The 21,318-nt window shown below is 43.8% G+C and carries 14 protein-coding genes and 1 tRNA gene; 4 read left to right on the top strand and 11 right to left on the bottom strand.

What is annotated here, in order from left to right; genetic code table 11:
* The first annotated feature begins 101 nt into the window (after window positions 1-101).
* From KI743_RS02655 to dld, 3 genes are all read left to right on the top strand, one after another.
* A tRNA-Cys gene (locus tag KI743_RS02655) sits at window positions 102-175 on the top strand.
* Between the two features lie 149 nt (window positions 176-324).
* Window positions 325-1,227, top strand: a complete 903-nt coding sequence (locus KI743_RS02650; protein WP_285464733.1) for a LysR family transcriptional regulator — start codon at window positions 325-327, stop codon at window positions 1,225-1,227.
* A gap of 332 nt (window positions 1,228-1,559) precedes the next feature.
* Window positions 1,560-3,266 (top strand): D-lactate dehydrogenase, encoded by a 1,707-nt coding sequence (dld, locus tag KI743_RS02645; protein WP_285464731.1) that lies wholly within the window; start codon window positions 1,560-1,562, stop codon window positions 3,264-3,266.
* 138 nt (window positions 3,267-3,404) lie between these two features.
* Here the strand turns inward: dld and KI743_RS02640 are convergent, their stop codons facing one another.
* The 10 genes from KI743_RS02640 to KI743_RS02595 all read right to left on the bottom strand — a co-directional run bounded on the left by KI743_RS02640 (window position 3,405) and on the right by KI743_RS02595 (window position 15,899).
* The gene (locus tag KI743_RS02640) at window positions 3,405-4,376 is read right to left on the bottom strand and encodes an energy transducer TonB (RefSeq protein WP_285464729.1); all 972 of its coding nucleotides are present in this window, start codon (window positions 4,374-4,376) and stop codon (window positions 3,405-3,407) included.
* Window positions 4,377-4,381: 5 nt separating this feature from the next.
* Window positions 4,382-4,804, bottom strand: a complete 423-nt coding sequence (locus KI743_RS02635) for a biopolymer transporter ExbD (protein ID WP_285464728.1) — start codon at window positions 4,802-4,804, stop codon at window positions 4,382-4,384.
* A gap of 1 nt (window position 4,805) precedes the next feature.
* A complete protein-coding gene (gene exbB / locus KI743_RS02630; RefSeq protein ID WP_285464726.1) occupies window positions 4,806-5,651 on the bottom strand; it encodes a tonB-system energizer ExbB in 846 nt (281 codons plus the stop codon).
* Window positions 5,652-5,758: 107 nt separating this feature from the next.
* Window positions 5,759-7,240, bottom strand: coding sequence for a surface lipoprotein assembly modifier (locus tag KI743_RS02625; protein WP_285464724.1), 1,482 nt, complete (start codon window positions 7,238-7,240; stop codon window positions 5,759-5,761).
* 54 nt (window positions 7,241-7,294) lie between these two features.
* Complete coding sequence (locus tag KI743_RS02620) at window positions 7,295-8,023, bottom strand: Slam-dependent surface lipoprotein (RefSeq protein ID WP_285464723.1); 729 nt, start codon at window positions 8,021-8,023, stop codon at window positions 7,295-7,297.
* A 145-nt stretch (window positions 8,024-8,168) separates the two neighbouring features.
* A complete protein-coding gene (locus tag KI743_RS02615) occupies window positions 8,169-9,548 on the bottom strand; it encodes a PKD domain-containing protein (protein ID WP_285464721.1) in 1,380 nt (459 codons plus the stop codon).
* A gap of 190 nt (window positions 9,549-9,738) precedes the next feature.
* Complete coding sequence (locus KI743_RS02610; RefSeq protein ID WP_285464720.1) at window positions 9,739-11,061, bottom strand: REJ domain-containing protein; 1,323 nt, start codon at window positions 11,059-11,061, stop codon at window positions 9,739-9,741.
* A gap of 188 nt (window positions 11,062-11,249) precedes the next feature.
* Window positions 11,250-14,372: a TonB-dependent receptor domain-containing protein gene (locus KI743_RS02605; RefSeq protein WP_285464718.1), complete on the bottom strand. Its 3,123-nt coding sequence runs from the start codon at window positions 14,370-14,372 to the stop codon at window positions 11,250-11,252.
* A gap of 74 nt (window positions 14,373-14,446) precedes the next feature.
* Entirely contained in the window at window positions 14,447-15,382 is a 936-nt protein-coding gene (locus KI743_RS02600; protein ID WP_285464716.1) for a FecR domain-containing protein, read from the bottom strand.
* Window position 15,383: 1 nt separating this feature from the next.
* Entirely contained in the window at window positions 15,384-15,899 is a 516-nt protein-coding gene (locus KI743_RS02595) for a sigma-70 family RNA polymerase sigma factor (RefSeq protein WP_285464714.1), read from the bottom strand.
* A 377-nt stretch (window positions 15,900-16,276) separates the two neighbouring features.
* Between KI743_RS02595 and KI743_RS02590 the strand changes: the two genes are divergently transcribed.
* A complete protein-coding gene (locus KI743_RS02590; RefSeq protein WP_285464712.1) occupies window positions 16,277-18,076 on the top strand; it encodes a citrate lyase ligase in 1,800 nt (599 codons plus the stop codon).
* Between the two features lie 296 nt (window positions 18,077-18,372).
* On the opposite strand, the gene gcvP is transcribed toward KI743_RS02590, so the two are convergent.
* Window positions 18,373-21,252: an aminomethyl-transferring glycine dehydrogenase gene (gene gcvP / locus KI743_RS02585; RefSeq protein WP_285464710.1), complete on the bottom strand. Its 2,880-nt coding sequence runs from the start codon at window positions 21,250-21,252 to the stop codon at window positions 18,373-18,375.
* Window positions 21,253-21,318: the final 66 nt, after the last annotated feature.

Here is a 21,318-nt window from a genome sequence, read left to right as displayed (position 1 = left end):
TATAGTACGTCCCGTTCTCGCACAGAGAGTGTAAGAACACGGCAAGATTGTCATAGGAGATGGTTTTATACAAGCTCCCTAAGATAACAATAATGCTCAAAGGCGCCTTGGCAGAGTGGCTATGCAGCGGATTGCAAATCCGTGGACCTCGGTTCGACTCCGGGAGGCGCCTCCATTTCATTATCACATCAGATTGGTCAGCTATGCTGGCTTTTTTTATATCTAAATTTTGTGCTTCGAGCTGAACAAGTGTGAGATTAGGGTCAGCTTTTTTAATCAAAAGCACCTAAAATTACCTTGTTATCAACAAGCTTGCGAGAGTCCATGAGAAGTACCGACGATTACATCATCTTTTATCACTTAATTGAGCAAGGCTCTTTTAGTGGCGCTGCAAAACAGATGCAGTTGACTAAGTCGGTGGTGAGCAAGCGCATTGCTAAGTTAGAACAAGATCTCGGTGTGCAACTTCTCTATCGAACGACACGCAGTATTAAGCTTAGCGAAGCGGGCCAGTCGTTTTATGAACAAGCAAAACGCGTTTATCAAGCTGTTGCAACAGCAGAAGAATCGATCGTTGGCTTAGGTCAAAGCTTGTCTGGCAGTATCAAGATTACCGTACCGACCATCTCTGGTGAGCTCATTTTACCGGAGGTGATTGCTGAATTTAACGAACGTTACCCAGACATCAACATAGACATGGATCTCGACAATCGTTTTGTCGATATCGTTAACGATCGCTTCGACCTTGCTATTCGAACCGGTGTGCTGCCAGACTCAAGTCTGATTGCTCGTAAGCTGGTGGATGCGCACTGGGTCGTGTGTGCTTCTCCTAAGTATCTTGCCGTAAATGGCAAACCAGATTCCCCTCAAGAGTTGGTTAAACACAACTGTTTAGCGTACTCCTACCAAGAGACTGGGGCAAAAGAGTGGGCCTTTAAAGCGGGCGACGAACTTTACCAAGTCAAAGTTGATGGTAACCTGTGTACCAATAATTCATCGGCACTAAGAAATGTGGCTTTGTTAGGGCAAGGGATCATTTACGTACCTAGAGTCTTGATTCATGATGATTTAGAGCAGGGGCGTTTAATCCAACTTTTTCAAGGACAAACAGCCAAGTGCTTAGGCATTTATGCGGTTTACTCTTATACACGTCAGCAACCTGAAAAGGTGAAGCGTTTTATTGAACACCTGTACCATGGGTTTCAAAAGCGCAGCCATCAGTTTTAGGCTAAGTCTAAGCAAAGTTTCTAGTTCTTTTTCTGCTCGGTATCTCATGCTTGGCACCTCACTTCACATCTCGAATATTACTCGATATAAGCCACGCATTTGCAATAACTGGATGTGTGACGCAGCTGTTAATGTTTGGTTTTGATATTGTTTCCATAAAGAAACAATCTGTTTCTTGCTCAAATTTTGAAGTTTGTTTTAGTTAACTTAATGAAAATATTAGCTTTATTACAATTAAGCTTAATTTTGGATAGTGTTGGCGAGATCAGCAGCGTAGACGCTGTATAACAGGCTGCTTATAGTGGCTGGGCATAATAATTAGAGATATGGATATGAAACAAAAGCAGCTGATTGATCAATTCAAGGTAATCGTGGGTGATGACAATGTGTTAACCGACGATATCAAAACCAAGTATTACCGTTCGGGCTTTCGCTCTGGTGGTGGCTCTGCACTGGCCGTTGTCTTTCCAAATACCTTGGTAGAACAGTGGAAAGTTATTAAGCAATGTGTCGAAGCTAACTGCATCATCATTATGCAGGCTGCTAAAACCGGTTTAACAGAAGGTTCTGCACCTAGCGGTAACGATTATGATCGCGATGTTGTCGTTATCAATATCACTAAAATGAAACAGATCCACCTTCTTGATGGTGGCAAGCAAGCAGTTTGTCTACCGGGTGCGAGCTTACACTCCCTAGAAAAATCACTAAAAACGGTTAACCGCGCACCACACTCTGTTATCGGTTCTTCTTCTTTAGGTGCGACAGTGGTTGGCGGTATCGCGAACAACTCAGGTGGCGCTCTAGTGAAGCGTGGCCCTGCCTACACTGAGCTTGCGATATTCGCTCAAGTCGATAAAGACGGCAAACTTCATTTAGTTAACCATTTAGGCATTGATGGTCTTGGCGAGACGCCAGAAGAAATCTTGCAAAACATTCAAGACGGAAACTTCGACCCAAGTAAAGTGGTTCATGATGAGCGCATGGCTTCTGACAAAGAGTATGACGAGCGCGTAAGAGACGTGACCTCTGACATTCCTTCACGATTCAATGCGGATGATCGCCGACTGTTTGAAGCCAGCGGCTGTGCCGGTAAGCTTGGTGTTTTTGCAGTTCGTGTTGATAGCTACCCAGTACCTGACAAAGAGCAGGTCTTTTATCTTGGTACAAATGATCCGGCAAAACTCACTCAGCTACGCAAAGACTTTTTGACTCAGTTTGAGAACCTGCCTGAAATGGGCGAGTACATGCACCGTGATATTTTTAATATGGCGGAGAAGTACGGCAAAGATGTATTCCTATCCATCGACCATCTTGGTACGGACAACTTACCAAAGATGTTTGCTTTAAAAGCCAAGGTTGAAAATACCTTAGAACGAATCCCGTTTGTTAGTAAACATCTGCCAGATACGATTTTGTACTATGCAAGTAAATTGTTCCCGCAACATTTACCACAAAGGTTGCTAGATTATCGTGACAAATACGAGCACCACTTGATCTTAAAGATGAGTGATGGCGGTATTGATGAGGCTAAGAAATACCTTAAAGAGGTGTGGGCAGCAGAACCAGACCAAGATTACTTTGAGTGTACCGCAGAAGAAGGTAAGAAAGCGTACCTGAATCGTTTTGCAGCAGCAGGAGCGGCGATTCGTTACGAAACCATCCATCGAAATGAAGTAGAGGACATTGTCGCACTCGATATTGCGTTACGACGTAACGACGAGGAGTGGTTAGAAACACTGCCACAAGAGGTGACAGATAACCTTGTGATGCCTCTCTATTACGGTCACTTTATGTGTTTTGTCTTCCACCAAGATTACATCTTCAAAAAGGGAACAGACACAAAACGCATGAAGCGATTGATGTTAGAACACTTGAATAGCCGTGGCGCGAAATACCCAGCGGAGCACAACGTAGGGCACTTGTACGAAGCAGAAAACTCACTACAGAAGTTCTACCATCAGCTCGATCCAACCAATACCTTTAACCCAGGTATCGGTAAAATGGACAAGTATCGCCGTAATTGTAACTGCTGTGCCTAACGAGCTTTAACCGAAACATAATAAACAAAGCCACTTCAACGAGTGGCTTTGTTGTTTTATAGCGCCTGAGTTCGAGCATTTGGGCGTTTGAGAGTTTGAGTAAGGGTTTAAAGTGCTAATACTTCAAATACAAATGACTCAAAAGCTAAAGTTGATTGGAAGAGTAAGGCTTAAGCGTGTACCAGTTATGCTTGTCGGGGGTTTAATTAATGGTTGAGCGCGGTAAACAAGGTCGACAGCTTCGTTATCTAACGAAAGGGTACCCGAACTTTTAACCAACACGACGTCAATCACATTACCTTGGCGATCCATTGTAAATTTGATAACAGGCATGCCTTTCTTCTTCATGCGCTTCGCTTTTCTGGGGTAACGCTTTTCTCGCTCAAGATGCGCATGAAGTGCTTGCTGCCAATTAATTTTAGCCGCTTTTCCCGCTTCAGAAAGTTGTCCAACCCGAAGCGCACTCGCTTGCTGCTGGCTATTTTCAGCCATTAAATTAGGTTGAGATTTTGCTGTTTGCACGATTTGTTGTTGGTCTTTGAGATCATCACTGATCGGACGCGGTTTCTCAATCGGAACGGGTTTCACAATCGCCTTTTGGGGATCGGGGGTGACTTTAGGTTTCGTCTTTTTGACAACAGGAGGCTCTGGACGACTTTTAGGTGGTACAGGCGTTTTCGCAACCTGTTTTGGCTCCTCGGGTTTAGTTTTCGTCTCTTTTTCCGGCTTGGCCTCTTGGTTTATTGCTGATGAAAGCGCGTTTGCTTTCTCAACCTCAACGAACTTTGGCTGCTCTTTCACAGCTTTCGGTTTGACGATTGGTTGTATCTCTTCAACCGTTGCAGCTTGGATCATCTGATCTTGAGCTATCTCAGGTTGATTTTCGCCTATCTCCGTATCTTCTACTTGCATTTTTGCCATCGCAAGAGGAGCAACAATCGTAACCTTAATGGGGGCAGCTTGCGGAGGCGGAGCAAAATCGTACTCAGGTGTCCAAAGGTAATAAACAAGTGCAGATAAGTGAAGGGCAACACTCAATGCAAAACCGACGACAAACCAAGGTCGACGAGGCTTACGTGATCTGACCCTTAAGGTGGCAAAAATACTCATGCTTATTACCCCTGTGGCGTTTCTAAACCAACGAGCGCAATCTGGCTGTATCCGGCGCGTACAAGTGTGTTCATGACTTTCATGAGTTCGTCATAGGTAATGCTTTTGTCAGCTCTTAGATAAATTCTCTGATTCTGGTCCTCGATAAGTAGCGGAAGATCAAATGGTAGCTGTTCTAACGTTGAAGTCTTATCCTCACCTAATGTCAGCTCTAGCCCCTTACCAACGGTAAGGAACAAAGGTTCATCAGGTAAAGGTGTGGCTTCAGCAGAAGATGAAGGTAGATCGACGGGCACATTAACGGTAGCCAATGGTGCTGCTACCATCACAATGATGAGTAGAACTAGCATAACATCAACCAAAGGTGTCACGTTGATATCGTGGTTTTCCACCAGTTCATCGCTGTTTGAAGATGTTTGAAATCCCATATCACACCACCTGCTTTAATTGTGATGGCGTCTCTTCGTTAGTATCGCGGTCACAATCTCGGCTAACAAGTACCATGGTCGCAACAGACACGTCTGTTAGGAGTGCTTTGTAGTGTCCAATACGTCGAGAAAAATAGTTATACATCATCACCGCAGGAATAGCGGCAACCAAACCGATCGCTGTTGCGAGTAGTGCTTCAGCTATACCAGGGGCCACAACGACAAGCGTCGTACTTTTGGCTTTCGCGATGCCGATAAACGCATTCATAATTCCCCAAACTGTACCAAATAGGCCGACGAATGGGCTAACTGAACCTATGGTTGCCAAAATGCCCGTCAGTGACGTCATGTCTCGGGTTAACTCCGCTTGAACTCGCTCAAGTCTTAATTGAACGCGTTCTTTAATGCCGTTATGAGTCGCAGGGCCTTGACCGGACATATAGATTTCGTGCTGTGCAGCGGTCACTACGGAGACTTCTTGCCCTGTTTGTAGTGTAAGAGCGGATTCCGCATGCTGAAGAGTGTCTGCGGTCACTAAGGTTGCTAATAGTTGCTTAGTTCTTTTCGTAGCAAGAACGAGCTGTATCTGCTTAGTAATGAAGACTGCCCAGCTCAAAATGGAAGCGACTAATAAAGCGATCATAACCGACTTAACTACCCAATCTGTAGCATGGTACATTCCAATCGGCGAAAGATCGTGGGTGATCAATGGATTTGAAGGTGGGGCAATCTGTTGGTTTGAGACCACAGTATCGGAGATAGGTTGAATCGACGTATCACTCAAAGAATAATGGGAAAACGTCAGCATTAAAAACACTGACGCGATACGAAAAAAAAGCGTTGTCATTAGGTATCACTCACTAGGGATTGAATTAGGCTGGTGGAATAAATTTCCACGTTATCGCTACCTATACCGAATGAAATTAAAAAAACCGTAAAGAAATTTTAATTATTTTAAAAACGCCTAGTGAACTTGATAGTGATCTCATTTTGCTGGTAGGTGTAGAGCCAATCAACATTGCTTTTTATTCTTTTATGATTCCAAACCAATGAAGGGGTAACACCGAATAACTTGATATCTTTTAGCGAAGCAGAGATCGCGTAATTTTGCTCTTTATCTCTACGCGTTTCGCTCAGAATGCTATTGAAGCCTTGGTATTCACGATGTCTAAATGATCCAAAAAGTGTCAAATCAACCCAAGGAATCACATCTGAATTCAAGCCAATTTTACCGCCATAAAGCTCGTAAGCATGGACTTGTTCTTTGTTCTGTTTACCTGTCCAATCTATGCCACCGAATAACAATAGGTCATGATTAAATTGGTACCAATAAGTAAGATACGAAGCAAGCTGCCAGTCTGTTTGATAGCTGAGTACACTTGGGATGTAGTCTTGATAGTCGGCTTTGAACTCGAATTTAAGGGCACTGTTTTGGCTGGTTGTTCTAAGCCAGTCTAACTTGACTCCTGAGCTGAAATAAACAGAGCTATTCGCATAACGACTTAGTTCAAAAGAGGGGCCGATTGATACTTTGTTGAGGCGATCATGAAAACTGTATCCGAAGCCGATTCGAGAAGTATGTTCATTGTAATCACTATTGTTCCCGTAGTTGGTGCCATAAGTTAGGCCTTGTAAATGAATACCGTGGTGTCGAGACAAAGAGAAACGTTTATTGATACTCGCCTCAAAATCGATCCCATATGCTTTTTCTTTTTTAGGCGTGACACGGTCAAAGAGACACTGACCTGTGTTGGATGTCACTAGGCAGGTATAGGATTCAGAAGAGCTGTTTAAGTTATCATTAAAAGAACCGCCAATCGCCACAGACCCGTTCCAGCTGTCGCGAGCAACAAGCGCTTGGGTAAAGCTGTCGATGGTTCGAATCACACCAGCAGCTCTCGGATTTTGTGAGGGTATTTTTGATTTGATTTGATTGAACAGATTGAGCGCATCTCGGTTTTGGTTACTTTCAAACAAGACTCGTGCTAGCTCTAACTGCGCGGGCATAAAATTGGGTTGTAAGGCTAATGCGTCTTCGAATGCGAGTTGGGCGTGTTCCAGATCACCTTTAGCTCGAGAGATTGCGCCGTCAGCGTATTTCAGTAACAGCGGGTCAGGCTGTTCAAACTGTCGATAGATTTCCAGTAACTGGCTAGCTTGAACCCATTGACGATAACGAACAGCAAGATGAAGAGCTTTCGCGACTTGATTCACATCATTTGTGTCGATCTGGTATCCAGTTTGGGCTGGTTTTTGGGAGTTAGCTTCGCGCTGGTTCTCTTCTTCAAGTATTGCTTGTTCTTTGTTTTGAGCCGACAGGGCGTCTCGTTGTTCAATACGAAACTGCGTATCCGTGTCTTGAGACCAAGAAAGAGGTGAAGAAAAAACGCAAGACAATAGTAGGCAACGTATAAGTGGGGTGGTGTTGGAGTTCATGTGGTGCTCATTAAAAAGAAGCAGCCGAAGCTGCTTCTTAGCCATTGAAGGTGATTACTCTTTTGCACCGCCGAATGCAGTATCAAGATCAGAGTTGCCAGCAAAAGTCGCAATACCAGCAAGTGTTGCTGCATCTGCGCCAAAGAAGTGACCTTGAGAAATACCTTGAGTTGTCACACCTGCTTGGTTAGCTGTTGCCGTACCATTGAACGAAGCGCTTGCTGAATCAATCGTGCTATCCACATTGATAGATAGAGACGCATTAGCAATGTCGCCTGTTAGAGTTTGTTGAGCGAAATCAGCAGTAAACGTACCTGAAAGTTTGTTGCTACCGCTAAAGTGGTTAATACCAGTAATGTTGTACGTCGCGCTACCTGAAGTAGGCACAGTGGTACCAGTATTGTCGCCTACATAGTAAACAGTGCGGTTGTTATACGACTGATCTTGGTCCCCTTCATACCACTCGCCAAACCAAACGTCTTGGTTAGCCGCTTGCGCAAAGTTGTAGTGCGTTGAGCCAAAGTGTTTACTACCAGAAGTATGAACGCCATCGCGTGGTTTAGCGCTGAAAAAGCTGTTAGCTAGGCCATCGAAATCGACACGCTTGCCTGTTGAGCTGCCAATGCCGGCTTTACCTTTTGAGTGAAACAGTGGGACGTAAACTTCAGATTCACCAACCTGGCGTAGAGAGTCGTCGCTAATCGCGCCATCAAAACCTGCTTGTACAAGTGGGCTAAGGCCAATCATTGCAGCCGCAATCCATGAAAGTTGAACTGGTTTCATTTTGATTCCTTTTAAATTGAGTATGATAAGTAAAAAAGCAAACCCAACATCCGGTGCGCGCGACAGATGTCGTGCTTGCTTTCAACTATTACACCGTTATAGAAAGAGAAAACCGTAATAGAGAATCGAATTTTTTAATAAAATTTTATCGGCTCGTGAAATCGTAGTAACCGCCAACACGCTCTATATACGAGAAATCGTTGGGCCCATTTAAACTCCACGCAAAACCGAACAGAACTCGAGTGGTTTGGCCATGTGTTGGAGGAGCAAGCAAAGTCAGGGTTTCACGGGTTCCTGCTGGAATCACATAAACATCAGATTCGGCGATTTCACCGAAAGGGGTTCTTATGATGGGTTGTACGATGTCTTTTAGCTCGGATGCAGAAGTCACGGTAAGAGTGATGTCTTTTTCGACAGCTTCAAACGTATAGGACCCTAGCGTGTAGTACTCAGGTATTTGTCCAGTATCACTGGTTAGATCTATACTCTTATCTTCTTTGAATGGCAGAAGTAATGGGTCGGTTTCGTCTCTCAGAAAGACTTTTGCGTGTGGGCCATTTAACGAAGCCACATTCACGTACGTGGGTTTGTAGTCTAAATCGGTGAACTCGCCATCACTTACCTCGATATTGAAAGTATATTGTCCGCTCACATCGGCAACAAAGCTTGTGATTTCAGCATTAGGATCAGCGATAGTAGCGTTGCTCCCTTGTGGTTTCGACACAAAAAACCAATTAAAGGTGAGTGGATCGCCGTCTGGGTCAGTACTTTCACTGGCATCTAGAGGGATCGTCATACCTTCAATGGCTAACATGTGCTGGTTTGCATAAGCAATTGGAGGTCGGTTTTGATGGTTTTCAGTAAAGGTGACAGTCGTGGTTGCCTTGGTCGATAATAGGCCATCGGTGACGGTTAATTCCATCACATAGTCACCTGCCACATCAGCGGTTAAGTCGGGGTATTTGCCCTCATATTTACTGAGACTAGGCTGACTCCCGTCTGGCTGGTTGATAATTTTCCATTGACGATACAGTTCATCGCCGTCAGCATCCGTGGATGTGTCAAACAGCTTAACGGGTTGAGACAGGGAAGCGCTGTACGTTGGGGTAAGAGAGACCACCGGTGGCGAGTTGTCGTGGTCGGGTTTAGCTAGTATTTTTACTTGATTTGGGCGACTGTTGACTTGGCCATCGTTGACCACCAACGAGAGATAATACGTACCAATCTGATCCGCAACGAAAGTCGGTTTGATGGCCTCTAAACTAGAAAGTTGTGCTTCGCTTCCTGCGGGTTTTTCTGAGAATGACCACGAATAAGAGATGAGGTCGTTGTCATAATCAACACTGCGCGTGCCGTCTAAGTGTACGACTTGATTAACTTTAACTTGTTGATTGATGCCAGCGATAGCGATCGGAGTTTGATTATTCGGGTCGCTTGTCGGCGATGAATCAGAAGCGCTTCCATTACACGCCGTAATGAAAGCGAAAGAGAGAATTATTGGAAACTTGTAAGTATAGCCATGCATTGCAATACACCGTCGAGATTAGAATGTTAAGTCATCGTTTTTTGCCTTTCCTTGCTATACCGTTTAAGAAAGAGAAAACCGTAATCCAAAAATGAAAAAAAGCGCGAATGTTCGCGCTTTTTGTGCTTTTAGTTTGGAATCTCAAATCTTTAGCTTAGAAGACAGTGTTTTTAGTTGGGAAGCAGTGAACTTAGTTCGCATCAGTACTTAAGTCGTAAGCAACGCCCATGTAGTTTGTGAAATCACTATCAAGGATGAACGAATATACAACGTTGGTTCGCGCGCCCGTCGTCGGTTTTGCCCACATTGTCACGTAAGCCACATCCCCTGCATGTAGGACTTGATTTAGTTCTATCCCTGTCATTTTCGGTGCATAATCTTCACCTCTGAAGTCCATCTCAGTAATTTCACTGATTGTGTAGTCCTTACCAACCGCCTCTAAAGTATAAGTTCCCACTAGAACGTATTCAGGTGCATCACCTGTGATGGTTTTATCTAGGGTAATAGGCGTCGGTGTGTAAGGTAGGGCATGTACTGTTTTTTCATCTCCAAAGGTAAAGATAATTTCGCTGCTGCCTGTGGCACTTGCGCTTAAGCGAACCATATCGGCTTCACTGGTGAATTCACCGTCATTTACAGTCAGCGAGAAGAGGTAATCACCCACTAGGTCTGGTGTGAAATCAGGTTTCGCGACTGTAGAATCTGACAGCTCAGCTGTACTGTTTTCCGGTTTAGAAAGTAGTTTCCACGTGTATGTAATCGCATCTTCATTTCCGTCGTAGCTGCCGCTGCCATCTAAGGTTGCTGTTTCACTAATCTCTAAAGACTTTACGCCACCCGCATTAGCGACAGGAGCAACGTTTTCTGCTGAATATGACACAGTCACTTCTTGGCTAACGCTCTCGTAACCGTCGCTTACTGTTAATTTCAGTTTGTAGTCACCGGCTGTATTAGAAAGCAATACTGCTGTTGATGCTCTGCTGCCCGTGAGTTTCATTGTCGCACTATCCGGCGTTGATAAAAGCGCCCATTGATAAGTTAAAACATCGCCATCAAGGTCGACGGCGTTAGACGGAATTTCGATAGATTTGGTTAGAGCGACACTTGGTGGTGTCGCAATATCGATGATTGGCGCCACGTTTTGTGATGCGTCAGTGACTTCAATGGTTTGCTTTGTGGTACTTGAAGTGCCAGATACTGCACTTTCTAGTTCAAATGTGTAATCACCAACAACATCTGGAGTAAAATAAGGTGAAATGGCCTCGCTAGCGTTAAGTGCAGCGTCACTGCCATCAGGCTTGCTTGTGAGCTTCCATTCGAAAGTCATGTTTTCGTTGTAGGTATCTAAACCTTGGGTTGCATCTAAGCGCACACGCTTGCCTAATTTGGCATAAGATTTTTCTACAGTTGCGTTGTTTGAAGAGTCTGAACTGCTATCGCTGCTCCCACTACCGCATGCGATAAGCGCTGGCATAGCGGCAGCAAGTAAGGTCCATTTTAGTTTTGAAGTCATGTATTTTTTCCTAATCATGAGTGGCAAAGCTGTTTGAAATCAGCCATGCAAATGTCAATTTCATTGGGTATACCGAATCAAGATGAGAAACCCGTAAAGAAAAACGCCCCGAAAGGCGTTTTATTATGGTTTTGATTAATACGTTTGATTCCAAACGAGTCTAAAAGGCAATATCAGTGGTCTTTTTATTAAAATTTACCACTTAGTTTGAAGGTTAATGTCCGGCCTGGAGCGGGCATACCTGATACCGAACCTGTATCTAAGTAATAAACATCAGATAAATTGTTACCAATCAGTTCAGCACTCAGTTTCTTTGTGAAGGCATATTTGACGTAGGCATCATAAGTAATCACCTCAGTTCTTTTTATGATCTCATCTTCATGACTCGCTGAAACGTAGTTGGTACGTACGCCTGTTTCTAAGTCGGTATCAAAGAAACGAGTACCTAGTAAAATACTGCCTGTATATTCAGGTGCTGCATGGGCAGCAAGGAAGCTTCCTTCTGAAAATCCACCACGAACACAGGTTTCTTCGGATGGGGTATTGCCTAAAATTACATCCTTTATATAACCTTGAGCGGCTGAGTTTTTGTCACAAACCTCGTTTCGGAAGTTGTAAGCAATTGAGGCATCAGCAAAATAATCGTTGTTATCAAACTGCCCATTGATCTCAATACCGCTGGTTCGTTGGCTATCTAGGTTAGTGAAGTTATAACTGTCGCGGTCTCTATCTATCACATCGTCAATGGTTTGATCAAAATAGGTCAGCTTAAAGCTCGCATTATCGAAGTAGTGAATGTAGGCCGTCTCGTACAGTTTGGCACGCTCAGGTTGTAGTGGAGCACTTGCGACGGGGTTACTACTGAATCCACTGGTACTTTCAAATAAGCTTGGGAAACGTAAAGTCTCAGCATAACGTGTGTAAACTCGGCTGTTATCGCTGATTAACCATGTGACTGTGACAGAAGGCATCCAACCGCTACCGCTAGTTTTGTACTGGGTATTGTATTCTTCAGAAGTTTCAAGCGACTTGGCTTTACAACTGCCTTCGATGTAGTTTTCTTGTTGCATGGCAATACGACAAGCATTGTTCGCCAGATCGAGCTCGTTGTCGCTATTGGTTAACCAATTGGATGCGTGGTGCTCGATGAAAGTGGTTTGATTTTGCGCCGCTTCGGTTTGGGTTTGTAGCTTTTGTTGCAATATGGCATCGAAATTAGCGAGTTCAGCTTGTCGTTCGTCTAGCTGACTTTGGTATTCACTGGCTTGATCAGGGAACATAACGATCAAGTTTTGCAATCTATCTATCTCAGTATTGAGGTTTTGTTGAGTGAAAGTGACTCTTACCTCATGCTCTGCATTTGCTACATTTTGTGCGATCTCTTCCGGCGCATAGGTTTCTAGAGTTTGATACGTTAGTTGGTAGCCGTCTTTCTTGTACTCTTTAAGAGGACTAATGTCGCCAGAGTTTACTTGATGTTCGATGTAGTAATCTGTCGCATTGTAAGAGATGTAACGGACACCAGAATCTAACACGATGGATTCATGTGGGCGCCATTCAATCTTTACTGCGCCGTTGTATTCTTCTCTTTCACCGGCACGGACTGCACCACCATAGAAATCGACAAGGTTGGCTAGCCCTTCTTTAGGGTTCAATTCGTGCATCATGTAACTGCCGGACAATGTCATATCAATAGAGTCTGTCAGTAGCATCTTGTTATTGAAATCGAATCCGTACCTTTGCTCATCACGGTTAACGACGGATGTGTTTATGATGATGTCAGGCGTATCGCTTTTGTAGTTCACGAAGTTGGGGAAGCCATAACCAGTATTGCTGCGTGAATCTGTTTTTGTCAGCCATAAGTTGGTGCTTAGGTTTAGCAAATCATGTTCAGGGTTAGCTCTAAATTTCAGGGCGTAAGCTTGCATTTTTGCGTTCGCAAGCGGCCACTGAGCGAGTCCGTCGGAATTACGGTAGTCTGAACGACTCGCCAATATTTCACCATGAGTACTTTCCGTGTATCGGATACTGGCGTGCAGTTTGTAGTAATCACTGAAATTGATTGTGCCTTTTAACAGTGCTGATTCCATTTCAGCCGATGTGTTGGGTACTTCGTGGCCAGGGTAGTGGACCAGTGCCATGTGTTCAGGTCTTAAAAGTGGATTTCGCCCCGCGACTTGGTCACTGGAGTTATTATCAAATGGTTTCGAGTAGAAGTCAGCTTTGCTGGTACCTGAGTAGTAGTTGCCTCGATTTCGGTATGCGTATGCGGCTAACCAGTCAAATTTTGGTTCGATTCCAGCGAGTGCGAGGCGGTAGGCGACGTCTTCTCCATTGAAGGGATTATCTGTTTTGTTGTCTCTGGTTTGGAAACGAAGTTCTGGATCGTCGTACAGTGGAACACCACCTAGCTCGGCATAAGCAGGGACATCTTGCCAACGTTTTCCGGTATGCAGTCGCGCTTTGTTTGGCTCGATGGAGTTACTGCTGCTTTCGGCAACTAACTCAATACCAAATTGTTCGCCTTCTTCAACGATATCTTGCGGTTGCAAGGTGGTCACTTTTACGGCACCACCTGTTGAGGTATTGATCTCTGAGTTTAATTGAGCACCTTGATAGACGGTCATACTACCGATGAGGTTGGGGTCAATGTAGTTTCTGTTCGATGACCCACGATAGCCGTTATACACTGAAATACCTTGTTCAGTACCATCGATAACAACAGGTACACGACCAAAGCCTTGTACACCACGTACGTTAGGGTCGATACTGCCACCGCCATTTCGTGCTTCGCCACTGTGGGTGTTGGCGACACCGGTGAATAGATCCGCTGCGCTGGTCCCTTTGAAACGTTCGATTTCTTCTTTCCCAAGATAAGCAGTTGCGACGTCTTTGTCGTACACATCCATTTCGCCGTCTGTGTCTCTTTGATAGGCGTCATCAAAATGGGTGCGAACTTGTATAGCATCGAGTGTCATCGAGTCTGTAGTCGGTACGAGGTAGTAAACACCATCAGACTGTTTTTGTGCTTGCAGACCGGTATTAGTCAGCAGCATAGAAAGAGCTTGTTCGCTGTCGTATTGACCGACTAAACCTTGGCTGTAGAGCTCTGAAGAGAGTGACGAATCTAGATAAAACTCAATACCCGATTCAACGGCAAAGTGGTTGAGAGCACTGTCTAGGGTGCCTGCTGGAATATTATATTGATGGTCTTCTGCAGCGTGAGAAGTAAAAGGAAAACTCAATATAACGACACCGAGTTTTATCGTGGTAAGTTTGGAGAGTAGCGAGCGCTGCTTGGCATTTGGCACCGTAATTTCCTTATCGGGATTTCTAACTGACTGTCAGATACACCGAACAAGAATCAGAAATCCGTAATAAAATTTTATTTTGCTGTGATGGTGACCCAAAGAGGGGTTCGGTAGTGGATTCTTACTGGCAGTATCTGGCTGATATTGTGTAAGGTTTTATCAATATCTTTGGTCGAGAACACACCGGTAAGTTTGAGTGCTGCGGCACTGGCATCGACGTTGATGATGCCGCGTCGATAACGCCCTAATTCGTTAATGAAGGTTTTGAGCTGTGTCGCTTCCGCCATGATTTTATGTTCCAACCAAAGCATGTCTGAATCTTGGGTCTGGTTTGGCTGTGATACTGTGCGGCGATCGAAGTGGGCAGTTTGCCCTGCGAAAAGATGCGGTTTCCCCATCCCAAGCATAGGCTGAATTTCGACTTCACCTTCGTAAACAGAGACCTGAGTAGTGTCGGCATGCTCTCGGATACTGAATTGGGTTCCGATAGGCAGCACTAAACCCCGCGAAGTCGAGACTGTTAATGGGCTACGATGATGTGTATTGGTGATCATGACTTCGCCGCGTTCAATATGAATATCACGCTGATGATTATCAAAATCGACAAATAATTTGGAATCGGTGTTTAGCGCTAATTGTGTACCATCGAGCAGTGTCATTGAACGAATTTCGCCCGTTGCCGTTGAGTATTCGGTACCTGTTGGTGTTGGTCTGTAAATCGCCATGCCTGAACCTAGTGCGACGAACGAAAGTGCGCTTATGGACAAGAATTCGCGACGACTGACTCTCGGTGGCTTACGCGTTAAGACATGCTTGCTGATTTTTCCTTGAGGAATGGCACAAAACTTACTTTGTAGCAGTTCTAACTTTTGCCACGCCAAGGCATTATTTGGGTGGGCAAGCCTCCAACATTCGAACGAGTCGTGATCTTGTTGCGTGGCATCATCAGCCCAAAGACGTGCCATCCAAACCGATGCTTGTTCAATGGTTTCAGGTGGTAATTGTTGCATCTTAACCCTCGTTAAGCATGGCTACCATGCAACCTTGAAGGCCCTTAGCAACGTACTTTTCCACAGACGATACTGAAACTTCAAGTTCGAAGGCGATCTCTTTGTAGCTTTTGCCTTCGAGCTGTCTCATGAGTAGTGCTTGGCGAGCTTTGATTGGAAGTTTGTGGAGTAAGGTATCGATCTCAACAAGTGCTTCAACCACTATGGTGTGGTCTTCCGGAGAACTGGCGACGAGAGAAGGTTCTTGTTCAATGAGCTCTAAATAGGCACTTTCCACACGACGTTTTCGATAAAGATCAATCACCAACCCTTTAGCGATATGAGTCAGGTACTTTCTTGAATCTTTGTATTCAGGCAGCTTACCTCTGGTTAACAAGCGTAGATAAGTATCTTGAACCAGATCAGCCGTAGTGTCAGGGCATCCTAAGCGTCGTTTAATAAACACCGATAACCAGCTGTGATGCTCTTGGTACATTTGATCCACGCTGTGTGAGGTGTTGTTGCTCGCTACGGTCATTCCCTGATACTCCTAACTAATCTTAATGATAATTATTATCATTAGGGCAATGAATATATCAGAAATTTTCTAATGTGCTACATGTTTTTTATAAATTGGTTGAATTTGAGAGTTTATTCAAATCTATCTATTGAATGCATTTGTATGAGGTAATCGTTCTGCTTGTCTGTTTTCTATATGCTCTAAAGCAATTTCTATATGCTCTAAAGCAATTTCTATATATGAAATTATGTTAATAAAAGAATAAAAGTATGTTTTAGCCATACAAAGTCATACAAAGAGCTTACGTACCGTTACAAACGACACTTTTCACTAGTGATATATTTGCCATTTGAATAAATGCACTATTAGTCAATTCACGCTCTGGTAACATAATTATGAGAAATTTAACATTCAACCTTCGTATTCTGAGTTATCAACTTAAAAGTCTTTTTAAATCTAATAAAAAGCAATCGGATGTTCATTCCAAGTTGATTAAGTTGTATGCAAGAAAGGGTAGGTACGATAAAGCTATTTCTCATGCTGAGAGCATATACTATAAAGAATCTCATCATGATATTGGTTTTGTTTTAGCCAATCTATACGATTTGAATGGTAAATTAGATAAATCAGAAGAAATATTAAAATCAAATATTCCATTGGGTGATAACTTGATTGCAGGTATTAACTCTCTTAACGACAGTATTAACCATGATCAATTATTGCAATTTATCTTTAATTACTTGAATAACAAGAAGGTAAATGTATCTTTTATAAATGTTATAAACAAAGGTAAACGACTTAAGAATAAATCTAAGTCCGAGAAAAACCTTATCAATAATCAAGACATGTATGTAAAAGACAGGCCTTCTTGGTCACAAGGTTTGATTGCTCCTGAATATATTCAAAACTTGTATTGTGAAGGGAATGATTACATTTCAAAGGTTTATGAAACATCCGTTCCAGTTCTTAGATCAACGAAGGTAGTATTAAAAGAATTGGATAATGGTGTGTCTTCCGTAGAAAATGGGTGTAGAACGACTGTAAGTCAACCAGATGACGCAAAAAGTAGATTGTTAGTATTTGGCTCATCAACGACATATGGCATTGGTTGTAGTGACACTGACACAATCCCAAGTATCATACAAAGTATCTTGAATAATAAGAATGCCAATGTAAAAGTTGAAAATCATGGTGTGTTAGGAATGAACTTATTGCTAGCATTTAATAACTTGCTTCAAACTGAAATTAACCCGGGTGATACTGTCGTATTTTTTGACTTTGATGAGTTTAGAGACACATCTTGGGCGGGAATTAAAAATATAGATCTAAACAAAATCGACCGTAAAGATGATTTTTTCATTGATTTAACTAAGCATCAATGTCATTTCTCCCCACGTGGTAATAAAGTCATCAGTAATGTTATATGTAATGATTTTTTATTAGATAACATCGATAATAGTGTACCTGCCAACGAAGATGTGTACCTAGATGAGAAAGTAATTTCTGTACTCGATAACTTTAAATATTTCCTTTATAAGCAGACTGCAAAGACTTTCGAAAACTGCGAGATGAAAAGCTATTTATCTTTGCTGGAAAGCCATGTTCCTGATGCAGAGCTAAAAGTGGGTAGCGTAGCTGTAAACTGTAACCCTATTACTAAAGGTCACCTCCACTTGCTGGAACATGCTTCTCGTAGTGTTGATAAGTTATTTATTTTTGTCATTGAAGAAGACAAATCGTTCTTTAAGTTCGAAGATCGTCTTCATTTAGTCGCAGAGAGCACAAAGCACCTAGAGAATGTCACGGTGCTTCGAGGAGGTAAGTTTATCTGTACAGAGTTAACTTACCCAGATTACTTCGATAAAGACACCACAGAAGCTAAAGCAGACGCTTCAATGGAAGCATGGTTCTTCTGTGAGTACATAGCTAAAACGCTAAACATTACTAAGATTTTCTTGGGTGATGAGCCTAAGTGTATGATCACCAAACAGTACAATGAAAAAATGCAAGAGCTACTTCCAGAGTACGGTATTGAGGTTGATATTATCGATCGTATTGCAACGAATGGTGATGTTATCAGTGCTTCGAAAGTTCGTAAGCTATTAGAAATAGGGGATTTCGACGGCATTGCACAAATAGTTCCGGAACCAACGCTTCTATTTTTGCAAGATAACTATGGCAAATCTGCAGCTTAAGCCTGCCTAAGCTCAAAACTAAGAGTGTGGTTTGTCTAAATGACGCTCTTAGTTCTCTAAATGATGGTTGAACTTAATTGTTTGCTATACAACCAATTGCAAATCTGTGGACCTCGGTTTGACTCCGGGAGGCGCTTTCAAATTACATAAAATCAGCCAAGTGCTGGTTTTTTTGTATCTGAACAATTCTCTATACATTCTTCATTTGATGCCGTTATAGGCTCTTACAGAGTGGATATCGGAAACAAAAAAGCGAACCAAATGGCTCGCTTTTTTATTATCTAGACTATACGAAATTAGTCTTCGTAGTTCTCGATGCTTGGGCAAGAACAGATTAGGTTACGGTCGCCGTATACGTTGTCTACACGGTTCACAGTAGGCCAGTACTTCGCGTTCTTAGAAGCTTGAGATGGGAAGCAACCAAGTTCACGAGAGTATGGACGGTCCCATGTGTCGCTTGATAGATCCACTTGTGTATGCGGTGCATTAACTAGTGGGTTGTTATCTAGCGGCCATTCACCATTCTTAACTGCAGCCATTTCGTTGCGGATAGCGATCATTGCTTCACAGAAACGGTCTAGCTCTTCTAAGTCTTCTGACTCAGTTGGCTCAACCATTAGCGTGCCAGCAACTGGGAAAGACATAGTAGGCGCGTGGAAACCATAGTCCATTAGACGCTTAGCGATATCTTCTTCGCTGATGCCTGTCTCTTCTTTAAGTGGACGAATATCGATAATACATTCGTGCGCTACGCGGCCGTTAGTACCACGGTAAAGAACAGGGTAGTGAGGACGTAGTTTTTCCATCACGTAGTTCGCGTTCAAGATGGCAACTTTAGTCGCTTCAGTCAGACCTGGTTCACCCATCATTGCGATGTAAGCCCAAGAGATAGGTAGGATAGAAGCACTACCTAGATCCGCTGCTGATACCGCGTAGTCAGAACCTTGTACACCATTTTCGATGTGGCCTGGTAGGAAAGGTGCTAGGTGAGATTTAACACCGATTGGACCCATACCTGGACCGCCACCACCGTGTGGAATACAGAATGTTTTGTGTAGGTTCAAGTGAGATACGTCAGAGCCAATGAAGCCTGGAGACGTTAGACCAACTTGAGCGTTCATGTTCGCGCCGTCTAGGTAAACTTGACCGCCCGCAGCGTGTACTTGTTCACACACTTCCTTCACTTGCTCTTCGTATACACCGTGTGTAGAAGGGTAAGTGATCATGATGCTTGATAGGTTGTCTTTGTGTTTCTCGATTTTAGCTGCTAGGTCAGTCATGTCGATGTTGCCATCTTCATCACACTTAACAACCACTACCTTCATAGAAACCATAGATGCCGTTGCAGGGTTAGTACCGTGCGCAGAGCTAGGGATCAGACAAACGTTACGGTGACCTTCGCCACGGCTTGCATGGTAACGTTGAATCGCGATTAGACCTGCGTATTCACCAGATGCACCAGAGTTAGGCTGTAGAGAGAAATCGTCGTAACCAGTGATCTCACATAGCTTCTCTTTAAGATCTTTTGCTAGAGCTGTGTAACCAGCCGCTTGCTCTAAAGGAGCGAATGGGTGGATAGAGCCAAACTCAGGCCATGTTACAGGGATCATCTCTGCTGCAGCGTTCAGCTTCATCGTACAGCTGCCCAGTGGGATCATGCCGTGCGTTAGTGAGAAGTCTTTGTTCTCTAGCTGTTTTAGGTAACGCATCATTTGCGTTTCGCTGTGGTGCGTGTTGAATACTGGGTGCGTTAGGTACTCAGATTTACGACGACAGTTTTCTGGGATTGCAGCAAATTCATTAGCAGCAATGTCAGTAGACAGCGCGTTGATGTCTTCTTTCACGTCAAAGATAGCGAATAGTGCGCTGATATCATCGATCGTTGTTGTTTCATCTAGGCTGATACCAATCTTACCTGGAAGTAGACGAAGGTTGATGTCTGCCGCTTGAGCGCGTGCGTACAGTGCTTCAGTCTTCTCTTCGGAGTTAATTGTGATGGTATCGAAGAAGCTGTTGTTTGTTAGCTCGTAACCTGACTTAGTTAGACCCGCAGCTAGAATCGCTGTCATGTGGTGTGTACGACGAGCAATAGTACGTAGGCCTTCTGCACCGTGGTAAACCGCGTAGAAAGACGCCATGTTTGCAAGAAGTGCTTGAGCAGTACAGATGTTTGATGTCGCTTTCTCGCGGCGGATGTGTTGCTCACGAGTTTGCATTGCCATACGTAGTGCCTGGTTGCCGTTTGTATCGATAGAAACACCGATTACACGACCTGGCATAGTACGCTTGTGCTTGTCACGTGTTGCCATGAATGCAGCGTGTGGACCGCCGTAACCCATAGGAACACCGAAGCGTTGTGCGCTACCGATCACTACGTCTGCACCCATTTCGCCAGCTGGCTTAAGTAGAGCAGAAGCAAGTAGGTCTGTTGCAACAGTTACAAGCGTTTTGTTTGCTTGTGCTTTTGCGATGATGTCTGTTAGGTCGCGGACTTCACCAGTTGTACCTGGGTACTGCACAAGAGCACCGAATACGTCTTGTTCAGGAAGTGTTTCAAGTGCACCAACCATAACTTGGAAGCCAATGTACTCGGCACGAGTTTTTACAACTTCTAATGTTTGTGGGTGAACATCGTCAGCAACGAAGAACACTTTGCTCTTGCTCTTACCTGCACGCTTACACAGAGTCATGGCTTCGCCAGCTGCTGTCGCTTCATCAAGAAGTGATGCATTTGCGATTTCCATGCTGGTTAGGTCCATTACCATTTGTTGGTAATTAAGCAATGCTTCAAGACGACCTTGAGAAATTTCTGGTTGGTAAGGCGTGTAAGCCGTGTACCAGCCTGGGTTTTCCAAAACGTTACGTAGGATAACATTTGGAGTGAATGTGTTGTAGTAGCCTTGACCAATGAAAGTACGCTTAACTTGGTTTAGGTTAGCGATCTCTTTAAGCGAGCTCAGCATATCCATTTCGCTAAGTGGTGCAGCAAGCGTCATTGGCTTCTCTAGGCGAATTTGCGCAGGAACCGTTTCGTCGATCAGTGCATCAAGGCTAGATGAGTTGATCGCGTCCAGCATTTTTTGCTGGTCTGCTTTATTTGGACCGTTGTGGCGTGCAACGAACTCGTTTTGAGTACCCAAATCTTTAAGTAATTGGCTTTGAAGTAATTCAGTCATGATATCGTTCTACTTTCTCTATATAGGGACCGTGAGCAAGCCCCTAAAATTAAGCTGCTCCAAAGA

The sequence above is a fragment of the Vibrio sp. D420a genome (assembly GCF_030248625.1).
Lineage (GTDB): Bacteria > Pseudomonadota > Gammaproteobacteria > Enterobacterales > Vibrionaceae > Vibrio > Vibrio fortis_A.
This window is presented reverse-complemented; position numbering and strand designations above follow the sequence as displayed.

Excerpts from the sequence above, each read along its gene's own strand:
- KI743_RS02650 (WP_285464733.1), top strand. The coding sequence starts at position 325 with ATGAGAAGTACCGACGATTACATCATCTTTTATCACTTAATTGAGCAA.
- dld (WP_285464731.1), top strand. The coding sequence starts at position 1,560 with ATGAAACAAAAGCAGCTGATTGATCAATTCAAGGTAATCGTGGGTGAT.
- KI743_RS02640 (WP_285464729.1), bottom strand. The coding sequence starts at position 4,376 with ATGAGTATTTTTGCCACCTTAAGGGTCAGATCACGTAAGCCTCGTCGA.
- KI743_RS02635 (WP_285464728.1), bottom strand. The coding sequence starts at position 4,804 with ATGGGATTTCAAACATCTTCAAACAGCGATGAACTGGTGGAAAACCAC.
- exbB (WP_285464726.1), bottom strand. The coding sequence starts at position 5,651 with ATGACAACGCTTTTTTTTCGTATCGCGTCAGTGTTTTTAATGCTGACG.
- KI743_RS02625 (WP_285464724.1), bottom strand. The coding sequence starts at position 7,240 with ATGAACTCCAACACCACCCCACTTATACGTTGCCTACTATTGTCTTGC.
- KI743_RS02620 (WP_285464723.1), bottom strand. The coding sequence starts at position 8,023 with ATGAAACCAGTTCAACTTTCATGGATTGCGGCTGCAATGATTGGCCTT.
- KI743_RS02615 (WP_285464721.1), bottom strand. The coding sequence starts at position 9,548 with ATGCATGGCTATACTTACAAGTTTCCAATAATTCTCTCTTTCGCTTTC.
- KI743_RS02610 (WP_285464720.1), bottom strand. The coding sequence starts at position 11,061 with ATGACTTCAAAACTAAAATGGACCTTACTTGCTGCCGCTATGCCAGCG.
- KI743_RS02600 (WP_285464716.1), bottom strand. The coding sequence starts at position 15,382 with ATGCAACAATTACCACCTGAAACCATTGAACAAGCATCGGTTTGGATG.
- KI743_RS02595 (WP_285464714.1), bottom strand. The coding sequence starts at position 15,899 with ATGACCGTAGCGAGCAACAACACCTCACACAGCGTGGATCAAATGTAC.
- KI743_RS02590 (WP_285464712.1), top strand. The coding sequence starts at position 16,277 with ATGAGAAATTTAACATTCAACCTTCGTATTCTGAGTTATCAACTTAAA.
- gcvP (WP_285464710.1), bottom strand. The coding sequence starts at position 21,252 with ATGACTGAATTACTTCAAAGCCAATTACTTAAAGATTTGGGTACTCAA.